General features: G+C 62.6%; 14 protein-coding genes and 1 pseudogene. 12 read left to right on the plus strand and 3 right to left on the minus strand.

Annotation, left to right across the window (positions count from 1 at the left end; translation table 11 throughout):
* Positions 1-925, plus strand: a 925-nt coding sequence (locus I5W_RS14335) for an MFS transporter (RefSeq protein WP_044529736.1), incomplete at its 5' end; no start/stop codon positions are given.
* A gap of 109 nt (positions 926-1,034) precedes the next feature.
* Positions 1,035-2,483 (plus strand): amidase, encoded by a 1,449-nt coding sequence (locus I5W_RS14340; protein ID WP_044529737.1) that lies wholly within the window; start codon positions 1,035-1,037, stop codon positions 2,481-2,483.
* A gap of 79 nt (positions 2,484-2,562) precedes the next feature.
* On the opposite strand, the gene I5W_RS14345 is transcribed toward I5W_RS14340, so the two are convergent.
* Positions 2,563-3,363, minus strand: coding sequence for an outer membrane protein assembly factor BamD (locus I5W_RS14345; protein ID WP_044529738.1), 801 nt, complete (start codon positions 3,361-3,363; stop codon positions 2,563-2,565).
* A 113-nt stretch (positions 3,364-3,476) separates the two neighbouring features.
* Between I5W_RS14345 and I5W_RS14350 the strand changes: the two are divergent.
* Positions 3,477-4,596, plus strand: a pseudogene (locus tag I5W_RS14350) (RluA family pseudouridine synthase).
* A 12-nt stretch (positions 4,597-4,608) separates the two neighbouring features.
* The gene (pgeF, locus tag I5W_RS14355) at positions 4,609-5,355 is read left to right on the plus strand and encodes a peptidoglycan editing factor PgeF (protein ID WP_044529739.1); all 747 of its coding nucleotides are present in this window, start codon (positions 4,609-4,611) and stop codon (positions 5,353-5,355) included.
* 23 nt (positions 5,356-5,378) lie between these two features.
* Here pgeF and I5W_RS14360 read toward each other — a convergent pair whose 3' ends face one another.
* A complete protein-coding gene (locus tag I5W_RS14360; RefSeq protein WP_044529740.1) occupies positions 5,379-6,272 on the minus strand; it encodes a LysR substrate-binding domain-containing protein in 894 nt (297 codons plus the stop codon).
* A gap of 184 nt (positions 6,273-6,456) precedes the next feature.
* Between I5W_RS14360 and I5W_RS14365 the strand changes: the two genes are divergently transcribed.
* Positions 6,457-7,242, plus strand: coding sequence for a sulfite exporter TauE/SafE family protein (locus I5W_RS14365; RefSeq protein WP_044529741.1), 786 nt, complete (start codon positions 6,457-6,459; stop codon positions 7,240-7,242).
* Positions 7,239-7,502, plus strand: coding sequence for a hypothetical protein (locus I5W_RS14370; RefSeq protein ID WP_017451765.1), 264 nt, complete (start codon positions 7,239-7,241; stop codon positions 7,500-7,502). The genes I5W_RS14365 and I5W_RS14370 overlap by 4 nt, the downstream gene beginning before the upstream one ends.
* 145 nt (positions 7,503-7,647) lie before the next feature.
* On the opposite strand, the gene I5W_RS14375 is transcribed toward I5W_RS14370, so the two are convergent.
* Positions 7,648-7,917 (minus strand): hypothetical protein, encoded by a 270-nt coding sequence (locus tag I5W_RS14375; RefSeq protein ID WP_044529742.1) that lies wholly within the window; start codon positions 7,915-7,917, stop codon positions 7,648-7,650.
* A gap of 57 nt (positions 7,918-7,974) precedes the next feature.
* Here I5W_RS14375 and phaC point away from each other — a divergent pair, with 57 nt between their 5' ends.
* From phaC to I5W_RS14405, 6 genes are all read left to right on the plus strand, one after another.
* Complete coding sequence (gene phaC, locus I5W_RS14380; RefSeq protein WP_044529743.1) at positions 7,975-9,822, plus strand: class I poly(R)-hydroxyalkanoic acid synthase; 1,848 nt, start codon at positions 7,975-7,977, stop codon at positions 9,820-9,822.
* Between the two features lie 255 nt (positions 9,823-10,077).
* Entirely contained in the window at positions 10,078-10,818 is a 741-nt protein-coding gene (locus I5W_RS14385; RefSeq protein WP_017451768.1) for a 3-ketoacyl-ACP reductase, read from the plus strand.
* 301 nt (positions 10,819-11,119) lie between these two features.
* The gene (phaR, locus tag I5W_RS14390; RefSeq protein WP_017451769.1) at positions 11,120-11,686 is read left to right on the plus strand and encodes a polyhydroxyalkanoate synthesis repressor PhaR; all 567 of its coding nucleotides are present in this window, start codon (positions 11,120-11,122) and stop codon (positions 11,684-11,686) included.
* Between the two features lie 190 nt (positions 11,687-11,876).
* Positions 11,877-13,253, plus strand: a complete 1,377-nt coding sequence (gene rimO, locus I5W_RS14395; RefSeq protein WP_017451770.1) for a 30S ribosomal protein S12 methylthiotransferase RimO — start codon at positions 11,877-11,879, stop codon at positions 13,251-13,253.
* A complete protein-coding gene (locus tag I5W_RS14400) occupies positions 13,253-13,684 on the plus strand; it encodes a hypothetical protein (protein WP_044529744.1) in 432 nt (143 codons plus the stop codon). The genes rimO and I5W_RS14400 overlap by 1 nt, the downstream gene beginning before the upstream one ends.
* Before the next feature lie 178 nt (positions 13,685-13,862).
* The coding region (locus I5W_RS14405; protein WP_044529745.1) for a PLP-dependent transferase at positions 13,863-14,783 on the plus strand (921 nt) is incomplete at its 3' end.

Below are 14,783 nucleotides of genomic sequence, written 5' to 3' on the forward strand. Positions count from 1 at the left end.
GGTGGTGATACATGATCTCAAACTGATCCTGGTGAGTCGGCTGCTGTTCGGTTGTGCCGAAGCCCTCATCATGACCTGTTGCACCACCCTCATTGCCGACTACTGGCCACCGCAGCAGCGGATGCGCTATATCAATCGCCAAGTGATCACCATCGGCGTGGTAGGGGCCCTGTTCTTCGTCATCGGCGGCATGGCGGGGGAGGGCTCGTGGCGCACACCATTCCTGCTGTACCTGGCGCCGCTGCTGATGGTGCCGGCCATCGTCAACTATCTGTGGGAGCCGGATCGGCGCCAGGAAGAGAGCCAGGCGCTGATCACCCCTCCCGGTAGCACCCGGCGCACGCTGCTGGTGGCTTGCTTCCTGATCTTCGTGGGCATGGTGACCTGCTTCGTGGTGACCGTGATGACGCCCACGGTACTGGTGATGCGGGGCGTGACCTCGACCTCGCTCATCGGTGCCTCAGCGGGGCTGGCGATCCTGTCCACCCTGATCGGTTCGATTGCCTGGCCCTTTGTGCGTGAGCGCATCGGGGTGGCCGGGGTCAATGCCTTGCTGCTGGCCTGCATGGCCTGTGGCCTGTGCGTGCTGGCGCTGGCACCTTCCTATCCGGTGGTGTTGGTGGCGATGGTATTGCAGGGCTTTGGCGCTGGCTTCCTGGTCTCCAATGCCTCGCTGCCCTTGCTGCTGGTTTTGCCCGCCCATCTGCGGGCACGTGGGGTGGGGGCGTTTACGGCATGTCTGTACCTGGGCCAGTTTGCCAGTCCGCTCATCATCACGGCCATCGCCCATCCCTTGGGCGGGATGCCGCACGGACTGGCGTCGGCCATCCTGCTGTGGGCCTTGCTGACGATGCTCGTGGCGCTGGCCTGGCTGTTGGTCGGCCTGCGTCAGGGACGGATGCAGGCTGGGCAAGTGTTGCATTGAGCAGGCCTGTTTCTGTTGTTCTGCTGTTCTGGTTTTTTGATGTATTTTTCTTCTTTCATGCGGCGTTCTCAAGGCGTCGCATGTTCTTTTGCATGAAAGGCTGCAATCCATGAATACCGCATCTTCTGCTTGTGCCCCCGAGTACGATGGCCTGGCGCTGGGGGAGCGCATCGCCCGCGGCGAACTGTCGGCCAGCCAGGCGCTGCAACAGGCCATCGCCCGGCTGGAACAGGTCAATCCTCAGCTCAACGCCATGGCCGAAAAGCTCTATCACCTGGGTGAGCAGAGCGTGGCGCAGGGGCTGCCGGCCGGGCCTTTCCACGGGGTGCCGATGCTGATCAAGGATCTGTTCACGCCGCTGGCAGGGGCCAGGATGAGCAACGGTTCCTTGTTGCTCAAGGACAGCGTCCTGCCCTTCGATGCCGAACTCGTGACCCGTTTCAAGCAGGCCGGCTTCACTATTTTCGGTACCACCGCCTCCCCTGAATTCGGCTCTTCCTACACTACCGAATCGCGCCTGTTGGGGGCCACTCGCAATCCCTGGTCGCTGGAGCATATCTGTGGTGGCTCCAGCGGTGCGGCCGCAGCCCTGGTAGCGGCCCGGGTGCTGCCCATTGCGCACGGCAACGACGGGGGCGGTTCGCTGCGCGTGCCGGCCTCGGCGTGCGGGGTGTTCGGCCTGAAGCCGTCGCGCGGACTCATGCCGATGGGGCCGGTGGTGGGCGAGGGCTGGGCGGGCATGAGTACCAGCCACGTCATGAGCATCTCGGTGCGCGACAGTGCCGCCGTGCTCGATCAACTGGCCGGGGCCGATCTCGGTGCTCCCTATGCTGCACCCCATTACAGCCAGAGCTTCCTGGCAGCGGCCAGCGGGCCGGCGCCGCGCGGTTTGCGCATTGGCCTGGTGCGACAACTGCAGCCGTGGCCGACCCATCCTGATTGCATCGAGGCCGTGCAAAAGACGGCAGCGCTGTGCGAACAATTGGGCCACCACGTGGAAGAAACCGCGTTGCCGCTGGAGGCGCTGGAATTCTATGACACCATCTTCACCATCATCGGCTCCCAGACCCGCAGCTACCTCAACACGCTCGCACGCATGGCTGGTCATCCGATGGATGAGCAGGCGCTGGAGGCGCGTCATCGGGTGATCCTGCGCGACAAGGGGCAACGCTCGGGCGCCGAGTATGCGGCGGCAGTCGATTACCTGCACGCCTTTGGCCGGCGCATGGCCGCGCTGATGCAGCGTTACGATCTGATTCTTACGCCTACCATGGCGCAGCCACCGGCGCGCATCGGTAGCTTGACGGTGCGCGATGAGCAATCGATCACCGAGCTGATCCACACCTTCCACGGTTTTTCCCCGTTTACGGCCTTGTTCAATGCCAGTGGCCAGCCCGCCATGTCGGTGCCCCTGCACTGGAATGCGGCAGGCTTGCCCATCGGCTCGCACTTTGCCGCAGCCTTCGGTGGCGAACCCTTGCTCTTTGCTCTGGCCGCGCAACTGGAGCAGGCTGCCCCCTGGGCGCAGCGCTGTCCGCCCATCTGTGCGGTCCTGTAGCCTGGGCAGGCATTGCATTGGACAACAAAAAACCCGTGTCAGAGGCACGGGTTTTTTGTTGTGGCAAGTTCTTGCGGTCTTACCAGAGCTTCCACCACGGATTGTCCTTCTTCTTCGGACCACCGTGGTACCAGGGGCTATTCGGATAGGTGGCCTGGATGATGCGTTCGGTGTCTTCCTTCAGCTTGGTCTGGCCCAGGGCGTCGTAGGAGTGCATCAGGATGAACAGCGCCTCTTCGTTGGCCGGCGAGTCAGGGTACTGCTTGATGGCAGCCTGGGCGCGGTTGGCGGCCGAGACATAGGCGCCGCGGCGATAGTAGTAGCTGGCCACGTGGACGTCATACTGGGCCATGGCATTGACCAGGTATTTCATGCGGGCAATGGCGTCCGGGGTGTACTTGCTTTCCGGGAAACGTTCGGCCAGCAGCTTGAACGAATCGAAGGCGTCACGCATGGCCTTGGGATCGCGTTCGGTGTTGTCCTGGTCGGTGAAGGTGTCGAAGATGCTGGTGCGATCATTGAAATTGATCAGGCCACGCAGGTAGTACATGTAGTCCACATTGGGGTGGTTGGGGTGCAGCTTGATGAAGCGGTCCACCGCCGCCAGCCCTTGCGCCTGCTCGTTCTGGCGGTAGTAGGCGTAGGCGATGTCCATCTGCGCCTGCTGGGCGTAAGTGCCGAAGGGATAGCGCGATTCCAGCTTCTCGAAGTACTTGATGGCCTTGTCGTAGCCGCCGGCATTCAGTTCATCCTTGGCTTCCGAGTATAATTTCGCGGCAGACCAGCCGACCGTCTCATCCTTTTGTTCCGGCAACAGGCCGCAGGCGGTGAGCGAGAGGGCAAAACCGATGATGAAGAACTTCAATAAGATTTTGTGCATGACTCTTGTGTGCTTGTCTGGGACTTATCAGTTGTGCATGGCGTGAAGCGCCTTCCCGAGCCGGCTGCATCGATACCCGAAATACAATCAACCCGATCCGGCGATTATAGCTGATGTCACGTAAGAAACCCCTTCCGATTACAAATGGCGATGAGCCTGTAAAGACCGACCTCCCGCTGGAGGACGATTTCGATGACGGCGAGCCAGCCGGCGACGATGGCGTCCCCGGCCTGGAGCCCTTGACTTTCCGCCTTGACGATGAGGTCATCGGCCAGCGCCTGGACAAGGTCTTGTCTGGCCTCATGCCCGAATTCTCGCGCAGCCGCATCCAGCAATGGATCGAAGATGGCCATGTGACCGTCGATGGCGCGCCCGCCAAGGGCAAGATGACCATGCTGGGCGATGAACTGGTGGAGGTGGCGCCGCAATCGGTGCCGGCTGACCAGCCCTATGCGCCCGAAGCCATGGCGCTGGACATCCTGCACGAGGACAAATCCATCATCATCTTGAACAAGCCGGCCGGTCTGGTGGTCCATCCCGCCGCCGGCAACTGGAGCGGCACGCTCTTGAACGGTCTGTTACACCATTGCCCGGCCCTGGCCAATGTGCCGCGCGCGGGCATCGTGCACCGTCTGGACAAGGAAACCAGTGGCTTGATGGTGGTGGCCAAGACCCTGGCTGCGCAGACCGACCTGGTACGCCAGTTGCAGGCGCGCAGCATGAAGCGCCAGTACCTGGCCCTGGTATGGGGCCTGCCGCAGCTCTCCGGCACCATCAAATGCACCGATGGCGCGCCATCCGCGCGACCGCATCAAGATGGCGGTGTCGCAAAGCATGAGGGCCAAGCCGGCCGTGACCCATTACCGTCGCCTGGCCACCGGCGAGATCGACCGCAAGCCGGTCAGCCTGGTGCATTGCCGCCTGGAAACCGGGCGCACCCACCAGATCCGCGTGCATCTGCAGTCGCTGGGCTTCGCGCTGGTGGGCGATTCGCTTTATGGCAAGCAGCACCTGGCGTCGGTGTTCCCGCGCCAGGCGCTGCTGGCCGGTCGCCTGGGCCTGGTGCATCCGACCTCGGGCAAGTTCCGCCAGTGGGCCGCGCCGTTGCCGCCGGACATCGAAGCTCTGCTCCAGCGCGCCGGCATCGACCCGGCCTTGGCAGTGATCCCCGAGATGAGCGAAGAAGCCGATCCGGTGCTGGGCGACTACGATGAAGACAATGATGAGTATTGACGCCGGATATCCATGGAACTGCTGATCCCCGACTGGGCTGCGCCGGCCAACATCGGCGCGCTGACTACGCTGCGTGCCGGCGGATACAGTCCTGCCCCGTATGATGACGGGCAGGGTGGTGGTGGCCTGAACCTGGGGATGCACGTCGAGGATGATCCCGCCTTGGTAGCGCGCAACCGCGCTTTGCTGCGCCGCCTGCTGCCTGCCGAGCCGGCTTGGCTGACCCAGGTACATGGCGTGAACGTGCTGGACGCGGCCGCGCTGCCGGACGATGCCTGCGCCGATGCCTGTATCAGCAGCACGCCTGGCGCCGTCTGCGTGATGATGACCGCCGATTGCTTGCCGGTCCTGTTCTGCGACCGTGCCGGTACCGTGGTCGGGGCCGCCCATGCCGGCTGGCGAGGACTGGCCGCAGGCGTACTGGAGCAGACCGTGGCGGCCATGCGCGCGCGCGGTGCGGACCAGATCATGGCCTGGCTGGGGCCGGCCATCGGGCCGGACAATTTCGAGGTCGGCGCCGAAGTGCGGGAAACCTTCCTCGCGCAGCAGGCCCAGGCTGATGTCGCTTTCCGCCCCTATCCTGGGCGCCCGGGCAAGTACCTGGCCGATATCTACCAACTGGCGCGTCAGCGGCTGGCAATGGTCGAGGTGCGCGATGTCAGCGGCGGCGGACTTTGTACCGTCGCCGATACGCGCTTCTATTCCTACCGGCGCGACCGCACGACCGGGCGCATGGGATCGTTGATCTGGCTGAAGTGATCCTGTGCTGCAGGCGTGGCGCATCAAGCGTGACGCTGTAGGGCCAGTATCAGTTCACGCGTAGGGCCCGGCAGGCCTTCCAGTCCGCGCACGCAGATCAGCAACTGGCGTCGGCTCCAGCCATCGGAGAGCGGGATGGCGCGGATATCCCTGTGGGCCGCGCTGGCCAGGGCGGCGGTCTCGGGCATCACCGCGATGCCGACCTGGTGTTCTACCATGCGGCAGATGCCGTCGAAGCTGCGCAGCCGGACCCGGTATTGCAGCCGCTTGCCGGCCCGCGTGGCGTGGCCCGACAGGTGCTGTTGCAGGGCGCTGTCGCCGGACAGGCCGACGAAATCCTCGCCCAGCAATTCACTGAAGGCCAGCGACTTGCGGCGCGCCAGCGGGTGCTTCCGGGAGAGCACCGCCACCAGGCGGTCCTGGCGGAATGGGTAGGTCTGCAACGGGCCACTGTCGGTGGAGTCGGCGATGATGCCGATGTCGGCCACGCCATCGACCACCGCCTGCACCACTTCATAGCTCAGTTTTTCTTCCAGTTCGATGTCGGTGTGCGGGTGTTGCGCCAGGAAGCGCGCCAGCACTTCCGGCAGGAACTCGGTCATAGCCGAGGTATGCCACAGCAGCCGGATATGGCCCTTGAGCCCGCGTGCATACTGCCCCAGTTCATCGCGCATTTGTTCCATCTGCTGCGCCACCATGCGCGCATGATGCGCCAGCGCACGCCCGGCATCGGTGCTCTGCACGCCGCGCCGACCGCGCTCCAGCAGGGCCGTGCCCAGGGCATCTTCCATGTTGCGGATGCGCGCACTGGCCGAGGCCAGCGCCATGTGGGCTCGTTGGGCACCGGCAGTGATGCTGCCGCTTTCGACGATGTGCAGGAACAGGCGCAGGTCGGAGAGTTCGAAACGGTTGCTCATCGGTGGCCAGGAAAAAACAGGAAAAGCACGACAGAAGGGAAGAAAAAAGTGCTGCAAGCCATTTTCAGCCTTCGTCCAGGCCGAAGGCTGGCTAAGTGTATTCCACATTTCCAGACGGCGCGCACACTGGCAGACTGGGAAACCTCGATACCACCAGCTTTGTCAGCGTCATTTCTCTTCTGCCATGCCCAGCCTGCTTGCCTTTGTCGATATGAATGCCACCGTCTTGCTCGTGAGCCTGGCGGTGTTTCTGCTGGCCGGCTTCGTCAAGGGCGTCATCGGCCTGGGCTTGCCCACGGTGGCGGTGGGCTTGTTGAGCTTGGTGATGTCACCGGTGCAGGCCGCAGCGCTGCTGATTGTGCCATCGATGGTCACCAATGGCTGGCAACTGGCCACCGGCGGCGCCTTCCTGGCGTTGGCACGGCGCCTGTGGACCATGCTGGCCGGCATCCTCATCGGCACCCTGGCCGGGGCCGGATTCATGGGCGCCGATGGTGGGCGCCGGGCCATCGTCGTGCTGGGGCTGGCGCTGATGCTGTACGCCATTGCCGGGCTGGCCGCCTGGACGCCGACAGTGCGACCCGGGCAGGAGGTCTGGTGGTCGCCCGTGATCGGGCTCTTCACCGGGCTGGTGACGGCAGCCACGGGCGTGTTCGTCATTCCGGCGGTGCCTTACCTGCAGGCGCTGGGTTTGCCGCGTGACCAATTGATCCAGGCCCTGGGCTTGTCCTTCACGGTGTCCACCCTGGCGCTGGCGGTCAACCTGGGACAGGGTGGAGCCTTCAGCGGGGGCGTAGGCTGGGCGTCGCTGGTGGTACTGGTGCCGGCCCTGCTGGGCATGGCCATCGGCACCCGTGTGCGTGGCCTGGTGCGGGCTGCCACCTTCCGGCGCTGTTTCTTCATCGGCTTGCTGCTGCTGGGCTTGCACCTGGCCTGGCATATCGTCGATCTGTTTGGAGTGGGGCGATGAGGAGCGCCTACCGTCACCCCTATGGCTGGCAGATCGAAGGGCCCAAGCAACGACAGGGCAATGAAATCCACGTCTATGCCTGGCTCGATGGCAGCATGATCGCCATGCTTGATTGTGAGTTACGTGACAGTGGCAGCCTGAAGTTACGTATGGCCTATGTCTCGCCACCGTGGCGCGGATCAGCTGTGTTGCGCGATATGCTTGCCGTACTGAAACCCCGCTACCGGCGTATCGCCTTGCGGCGCGTGGCGCGGCGCTGAACAGAATTTCCTGAGTTTTTGTAGGTTCTCGTGATCGATGTTGCACTGCGAAAAGTAGCGCCGATAAAGGCTTGCCGCTTCATGAAAGGTGTGCCGGCTTTTGGCATTTTCTAAGTTTTTTCGTCATGCCGGCCGAATCCCGGGCTTACTCCGTTGGGGTGGGCGGGGCCTTTCCCTCGGCGTGAGACTCGCATTTCACGGAACTGTCATCTTCCCGCTCTTGCGGATGGATAGCTGACGATTTCTTCATCTTTTGACGATTCCGCTTGCGTTGCGGCGTACCCATCAGGTATAAAACGATGGTCAAGGGAATTATCCCGTACAGCAGGAAAGTAGCGACGCCAGCGATCACTGATTGTTCTGTGATCGACATCATGAAGACGACGTAGAGCCATGCGATAGCGACGATGACCATGGTGAAATTGCGCTTCGAGACAAACCGTAAAGATACGCGAAAATTGCCGATCCGAGCATGAACAAGCAGAATCCGCAGCAACCCTCTCCCGATGTATCCGCGTGGCTGGCACAGATGTCCGATCCGAAATTCTGGACTTCGCTGCAGTCGCAATTCCAATCCCAGTTCGACCAGCTCAAGTCGCATTTGCCGCCCATGCCCAACCTGGCAGGGATGGGGCAGATGCCGGGGGCGCAGGGTTTTCCTGGTGGCCTGCCGCCGGGGGCCGGGCAGATCGATCCGGCGCTGCTGGTCAAGCAGTTGGGCGAGATGGGCGCCACCCTCGAGCCTGCCGACCTGGTCCGCCTGCAGCAGGACTATACCCGCGAGTTCGGTGAACTGTGGCAGTCGATGCTGGCGGCCAAGACGCCGGCCATCACCGACCGCCGCCTGTCGGCCCCGGCCTGGCAGGAACATCCTTACTTCGCATTCCAGGCCGCCGCTTACCAATTGAATTCGCGCTTCCTGCTGGCCTTGGCCGATGCGGTCAAGGGGAGCGAGAAGGTGCGTCACAAGTTGCGTTTTGCAGTGCAGCAGATGATCGATGCGATGTCGCCTGCCAACTTCCTGGCCACCAATCCGGTGGCCCAGCAAAAGATCTTGGAGACCCGCGGCGAAAGTCTCACCCAGGGCATTGCGCAATTGCTGGCCGACGTGCAGAAGGGCCACATCTCGCAGACCGATGAAACGGCTTTCGAAGTGGGGCGCGATGTCGGCGCCAGCGAAGGCTCGGTGATCTTCGAGACCGAGCTGTTCCAGCTGATCCAGTACAAGCCGCTGACCAAGACCGTGCACGCCGTGCCGCTGTTGATCGTGCCGCCGTGCATCAACAAGTTCTACATCCTCGACCTGCAGCCGCACAATTCGCTGGTGCGCTACACGGTCGAGCAGGGCCATACGGTGTTCCTCATTTCCTGGCGCAATGCCGATGCGGCAGTGGAGACCGCGACCTGGGACAACTACGTGGACGACGCCGTGGTGCGTTGCATTCACATTGTTCAGGAAATCAGCAAGCAGCCGCAGATCAATGCGCTGGGCTTCTGCGTGGGCGGCACCATCCTCGCCTGTGCGCTGGCGCTGTTGGCGGCGCGCGGCGAGGATCCGGTGGCCAGCCTGACGCTGTTGACCACCTTCCTCGATTTTTCCGACACCGGCGCCATCGACGTCTATATCGATGAGATGCAACTGGCACTGCGCGAGCAGATGATCGGCCAGCGTGGTTTGATGGCCGGGCGCGATTTCGCCAGCGCCTTCTCCAGCCTGCGTCCCAATGACCTGCTGTGGAACTACGTCGAATCCAATTACCTCAAGGGCGAGAAACCCAGCGCCTTCGATTTGCTGTACTGGAACGCCGACAGCACCAACCTGCCGGGGCCGATGTTCTGCTACTACCTGCGGCACATGTACCTGGAAAATGCGCTCAAGGAGCCCGGTCGCCTGAGCGTGGGCGGGGAGAAGATCGACCTGCGCAAGATCAGCGCGCCGGCCTTCATCTATGCTTCGCGCGATGACCACATCGTGCCCTGGAAGTCGGCCTATGCCTCGCTGGGCTTGATCAACACCGGCAAGCGCAGCAACAACCGCTTCGTGCTGGGCGCCTCGGGCCATATTGCCGGCGTGATCAATCCAGCGTCCAAGAACAAACGCAACTACTGGCTCAACGACAAGGCCAAGGTCGGCAGCGATGCCGATATCTGGTTGGCCGGCGCCACCGAACACCCAGGCAGCTGGTGGGGCGAGTGGGCGGCTTTCCTGGCCAAGCATGGCGGGCGCAAGGTGGCCGCACCCAAGACGGCCGGCTCGACGCGCTACAAGCACATCGAAGCTGCGCCCGGACGCTATGTGAAGGTCAAGGCCGACCAGTAGGTCGGCGCAAACGATCAGCCAGCCGGCCATCGTCGAGATAGAAGCCGGCGGCAGTGATGAAAAGAGGGCGGTGACCCCAAGCGGGCCCGCCGACAGGGAGAGACGGCCGGCAGCGCATCCGCGGCGAGGCCAGGCCTGACAAGATAAAGGACGACCCTGTGCAGACGGGGCGTCCACCAATGCGGCGCAAAGCAGACGCGAAACAGGGGAGCAGGGCTACCCCGATAATCACCATCCCTATAGGAGGCAACAAAAATGAGCAAGCGTATCGCATATGTGACCGGCGGCATGGGCGGCATCGGCACCGCCATCTGCACCCGTCTGTGCAAGGACGGCTATACCGTGGTGGCCGGTTGCGGCCCCAATTCCACCCGCAAGGACACGTGGCTGGCGACCATGCGCGCCCACGGCTACGACATCCACGCATCCGAAGGCAATGTCTCGGACTGGGAATCCACCAAGGCCGCCTTCGAAAAGGTGCGTGCCGAGATCGGTGAAGTGGACGTGCTGGTCAACAATGCCGGCATCACCCGCGATGGTCAGTTCCGCAAGATGAGCAAGGCCGACTGGGACGCGGTGATCGACACCAACCTCAATTCGCTCTTCAACGTCACCAAGCAGGTCATCGAGGGCATGTGCGAGCGCGGTTTCGGTCGCATCATCAACATCTCCTCGGTCAACGGCCAGAAGGGCCAGTTCGGCCAGACCAACTACTCCACCGCCAAGGCCGGCATCCACGGCTTCACCATGGCGCTGGCGCAGGAAGTGGCGACCAAGGGCGTGACCGTCAATACCGTCTCGCCGGGTTACATCGGGACCGACATGGTGCGCGCGATCCGTCCGGAAGTACTGGAAAAGATCGTCTCGGGCATCCCCGTCAAGCGTCTGGGCGAGCCGGAGGAAATCGCCTCCATCGTGGCCTGGATCGCTTCGGCTGAAGGTGGCTACGCTACCGGTTCGGACTTCTCCCTGAACGGCGGCCTGTACATGGGCTGATGTCGCTTCATGCGGCCACGCACGCGGCAGTGCCGCAAGCGTGGCCGTTTTTACGTGTGTCACAGGTTGAGATTTTGTCAGCCATGCGCGATAGGGTTCCCCTTTTGCCGGTCTTCCCCCCTATAATGGCTTGCGTTGTTGCCCTGCAAAATGCAGGCCGCACACAGTAGAAGAGAGAAGAAGCAAAGAGAGGGCAAGCCATGCCCCGGACGCCCGCGCGGCAGGACTGTATCCCAGTCGCCCGCAATCGCTGCAAACCAAGGCCGGCAAAACGGCTGAAATGAGAGAGACTGGACTTCAGATGACTACTGCAAAAAATTCGGCAGATCGCTTGATCAAGAAATATCCCAACCGCCGTCTTTACGATACCCAGACCAGTTCCTACATCACGCTGACCGACGTCAAGCAGCTGGTGCTGGACAACGAGGAATTCACCGTGGTCGATGCCAAGAGCGGCGACGACCTGACCCGCAGCATTCTGCTGCAGATCATCTTGGAAGAAGAGTCGCATGGCGTGCCCATGTTCTCCAGCGGCGCGCTCTCGCAGATCATCCGCTACTACGGTCATGCCATGCAGGGCATGATGGGCAATTACCTGGAAAAGAATATCCAGACCTTCATCGACATCCAGAACAAGCTGGCCGAGAATTCCAAGGGCTTCTACGAAGGCAAGCCCTTCAGCCCCGAGATGTGGACCCAGTTCATGAACGTGCAAGGGCCGATGATGCAGGGCATGATGAGCAACTACATCGAACAGAGCAAGAACCTGTTCATCCAGATGCAGGAGCAGATGCAAAGCCAGACCAAGAACATGTTCGGCACCTTCCCCTTCGGTGCCCAGGGCAATCCGCCGGACCAGAAGAAGTAATCCGTCGTCTCCCAATGCAACGGCCCCGCGTGGGCCGTTTTGCATTGGTGGCGCAGTTGCCGGCATCGGCAGGGCCGAAAACCGGCGAAAGCCGGCGGACGATGTACAATAGCGCCCTGATTTTTAAAGCATTTTTCGCTTTTTCCCGTATTTTCGGCCGTTTTCGGCCCGTCTCACTGAGCCTTCTGCCATGTCCAACCCATCTACTCCCGCCAGCCCGGCCCTGCCCAAGGTCGGTTTCGTTTCCCTCGGCTGCCCCAAGGCATTGGTCGATTCCGAACAGATCCTGACCCAGCTGCGCGCCGAAGGCTACGATACCGCCAAGTCCTATGACGGCGCCGACCTGGTGATCGTCAATACCTGCGGCTTCATCGACGCCGCCGTGCAGGAGTCGCTGGATGCCATCGGCGAAGCCTTGAACGAAAACGGCAAGGTGATCGTCACCGGTTGCCTGGGTGCCAAGAAGGATGCCGAGGGCGAAGACATCATCCAGAAGATCCATCCCAAGGTCTTGGAAGTGACCGGCCCGCACGCCGTGGGCGAGGTCATGCAGGCGGTGCACAAGCACCTGCCCAAGCCCCATGCTCCCTTCATCGACCTGGTGCCGCCGCAAGGGGTGAAGCTCACCCCCAAGCATTTTGCCTATCTGAAGATTTCGGAAGGCTGCAACCATCGCTGCAGCTTCTGCATCATCCCCTCCATGCGCGGCGACCTGGTCTCGCGCCCCATCGCCGATGTCATGCTGGAAGCCGAGAACCTGTTCAAGGCCGGGGTGAAGGAATTGCTGGTGATTTCCCAGGACACCAGCGCCTATGGGGTGGATGTGAAGTTCCGTACCGGCTTCTGGAACGGCAAGCCGCTCAAGACCCACATGACCCAACTGGTGGGCGCGCTGGGTGAGCTGGCCCAGCAGTACGGCGCCTGGGTGCGCCTGCACTATGTCTATCCGTATCCGCATGTGGATCAGATCATCCCGCTGATGGCCGAAGGCAAGATCCTGCCTTACTTGGACGTGCCGCTGCAGCACGCCCACCCGGACGTGCTCAAGCGCATGAAGCGTCCGGCCAATGGCGAGAAGAACATCGAGCGCATCCAGGCCTGGCGCGCCATGTGCCCGGACCTGACGATACGCTCGACCTTCATCGCCGGGTTCCCCGGCGAGACCGAGGCCGAGTTCGACTACCTGCTGGACTTCCTCAAGGAAGCCGAGATCGACCGCCTGGGCTGCTTCGCCTACTCCCCGGTGGAAGGCGCGACCGCTAACGAGATCGCCAATCCAGTGCCAGAAGAGGTACGCGAAGAACGTCGTGGCCGCGTGATGCAGTTGCAGGAAGAGATCTCCAAGAAGCGCCTGCAAGCCAAGGTCGGCAAGACCTTGCGCGTGTTGATCGATGAAGTCGACCGTAATGGCGGCACCGGTCGCACCTATTCGGATGCGCCCGAGATCGATGGCGTGGTCTATGTGAAGCCGCCTTTCGAACCGCATCGCAAGTTGGAAGTGGGGCAGTTCGTCGACGTACGCATCAGCGCCGCCGATGCCCACGACTTGTGGGGCGCGGCCGAGTGATGGCTGGGCCGATGATGCGACGCGGCCTGCTGGCCGCTGCCCTGGTGTTGTGCACGGCGGTTGCCTGGAGTCCGGCTCAGGCAGCGTCCTCCGGTCCGGCCGCCAATGCCCCGCCAGGCTCGCTGCAGCAGACCCTGATGACGCACACCCTGGTGCTGCGCGGCCAGATCGACGGGCGCGACATCCAGCTCTCGCTGGCGCCCAAGAAGAACGAGGATGGCCTGGAAGGACGCTACTTCTTCTTCGGTGGCTCGCCCGAGATCCTGGTGGCCGGCGAAGTGGATGGGGATGACCTCATCATGGAAGAGTCGGTCAATGGCAAGGATGTCTCCGGCCAATGGGAAGGGCATCGCCAGGGCCAGTCCATCGTCGGTACCTGGTCCAGCGCCGATGGCGCCATCAGCAAGCCGTTTGCCTTGCAACTGCCCTGAGCCGCCTGGGGCGGCGGCTAGCGGCCATATGAAGTTTTGTTCTGTCCAGTCCCCCCTGATCCAGCTGCACTGCCCGTCTGCACGGGCGGCTGTTGCTTTCGATGTGAGCACGCTGCGCGTATAGTGAAGCTTTTGCGCCCCCATCCCGAGGGGCGCCATCGTTTCTTGAGGCAGATCCGTGTCAGATTCCAACGATTTCCCCGCTCCATCCTCCGCATCGCTTCCTCCGCTTGATCCCCAGACCGCGCTGATCCATAGCAGCTACCGTGCCCCGGATGGTTTCGAAGCCTTCCCGGTGGGTATCCATCATGCCTCTACCGTGCTGTTCCCCAACGTGGCCGCCATGCGCTCGCGCGACTGGCGTGAGAAGCTCGGCTATACCTACGGTTTGCATGGCACCCCCACCAGCTTCGTGCTGGAAGCGCGGCTGGCCGAGATCGAGGGCGGCAGCTATTGCCGCGTCACTCCCAGCGGCCTGGCCGCCATTGCCATGGTCAACTTCGCGTTCTTGAAGAGTGGCGACGACGTGCTGCTGCCCGATAACGTCTACGGCCCCAGCAAGGATCTGGGACAGTGGCTGGAGCGCGATTTCCAGATCACTGCGCGCTTCTACGACCCTATGATAGGCGCGGGGCTGGCTGAGTTGATTCAGCCCAATACGCGGCTGGTCTGGACCGAAGCGCCCGGCTCGGTCTCCATGGAAGTGCCGGACATCCCGGCCCTGTGCCGTGCCGCCCATGCGCGGGGCGTGCTGGTGGCCATCGACAATACCTGGGCTGCCGGGCTGGCCTTCAAGGCCTTCGATCACGGCGTGGACATTGTCATGCAAGCCGTCACCAAGTATCAGTCCGGTGGCTCGGACGTGTTGATGGGGGCGGTCATCGTGCGCGACCAGGCGCTCAATGAAAAGCTGGAACTGGCCCATATGCGCCTGGGTTTTGGGGTGGGCATGGATGACGTCTACCTGGTGCTGCGCAGCCTGTCCTCGATGCGCCTGCGCTTCCAGGCGCATGATACGGCTGCGCGCAAGGTGGCGGCCTGGCTCAAGCAGCGCCCCGAAATCGTGGCGGTGCTGCATCCGGCCTCGAGGATGCCCCGC

The organism is Herbaspirillum sp. B65 (genome assembly GCF_000333555.1).
In the GTDB taxonomy this organism is placed as follows: domain Bacteria; phylum Pseudomonadota; class Gammaproteobacteria; order Burkholderiales; family Burkholderiaceae_D; genus Herbaspirillum; species Herbaspirillum rubrisubalbicans.

Excerpts from the sequence above, each read along its gene's own strand:
- I5W_RS14345 (WP_044529738.1), bottom strand. The coding sequence starts at position 3,363 with ATGCACAAAATCTTATTGAAGTTCTTCATCATCGGTTTTGCCCTCTCG.
- phaR (WP_017451769.1), top strand. The coding sequence starts at position 11,120 with ATGACTACTGCAAAAAATTCGGCAGATCGCTTGATCAAGAAATATCCC.
- I5W_RS14385 (WP_017451768.1), top strand. The coding sequence starts at position 10,078 with ATGAGCAAGCGTATCGCATATGTGACCGGCGGCATGGGCGGCATCGGC.
- I5W_RS14340 (WP_044529737.1), top strand. The coding sequence starts at position 1,035 with ATGAATACCGCATCTTCTGCTTGTGCCCCCGAGTACGATGGCCTGGCG.
- I5W_RS14360 (WP_044529740.1), bottom strand. The coding sequence starts at position 6,272 with ATGAGCAACCGTTTCGAACTCTCCGACCTGCGCCTGTTCCTGCACATC.
- phaC (WP_044529743.1), top strand. The coding sequence starts at position 7,975 with ATGAACAAGCAGAATCCGCAGCAACCCTCTCCCGATGTATCCGCGTGG.
- rimO (WP_017451770.1), top strand. The coding sequence starts at position 11,877 with ATGTCCAACCCATCTACTCCCGCCAGCCCGGCCCTGCCCAAGGTCGGT.
- I5W_RS14400 (WP_044529744.1), top strand. The coding sequence starts at position 13,253 with ATGGCTGGGCCGATGATGCGACGCGGCCTGCTGGCCGCTGCCCTGGTG.
- pgeF (WP_044529739.1), top strand. The coding sequence starts at position 4,609 with ATGGAACTGCTGATCCCCGACTGGGCTGCGCCGGCCAACATCGGCGCG.
- I5W_RS14370 (WP_017451765.1), top strand. The coding sequence starts at position 7,239 with ATGAGGAGCGCCTACCGTCACCCCTATGGCTGGCAGATCGAAGGGCCC.
- I5W_RS14365 (WP_044529741.1), top strand. The coding sequence starts at position 6,457 with ATGCCCAGCCTGCTTGCCTTTGTCGATATGAATGCCACCGTCTTGCTC.
- I5W_RS14375 (WP_044529742.1), bottom strand. The coding sequence starts at position 7,917 with ATGGTCATCGTCGCTATCGCATGGCTCTACGTCGTCTTCATGATGTCG.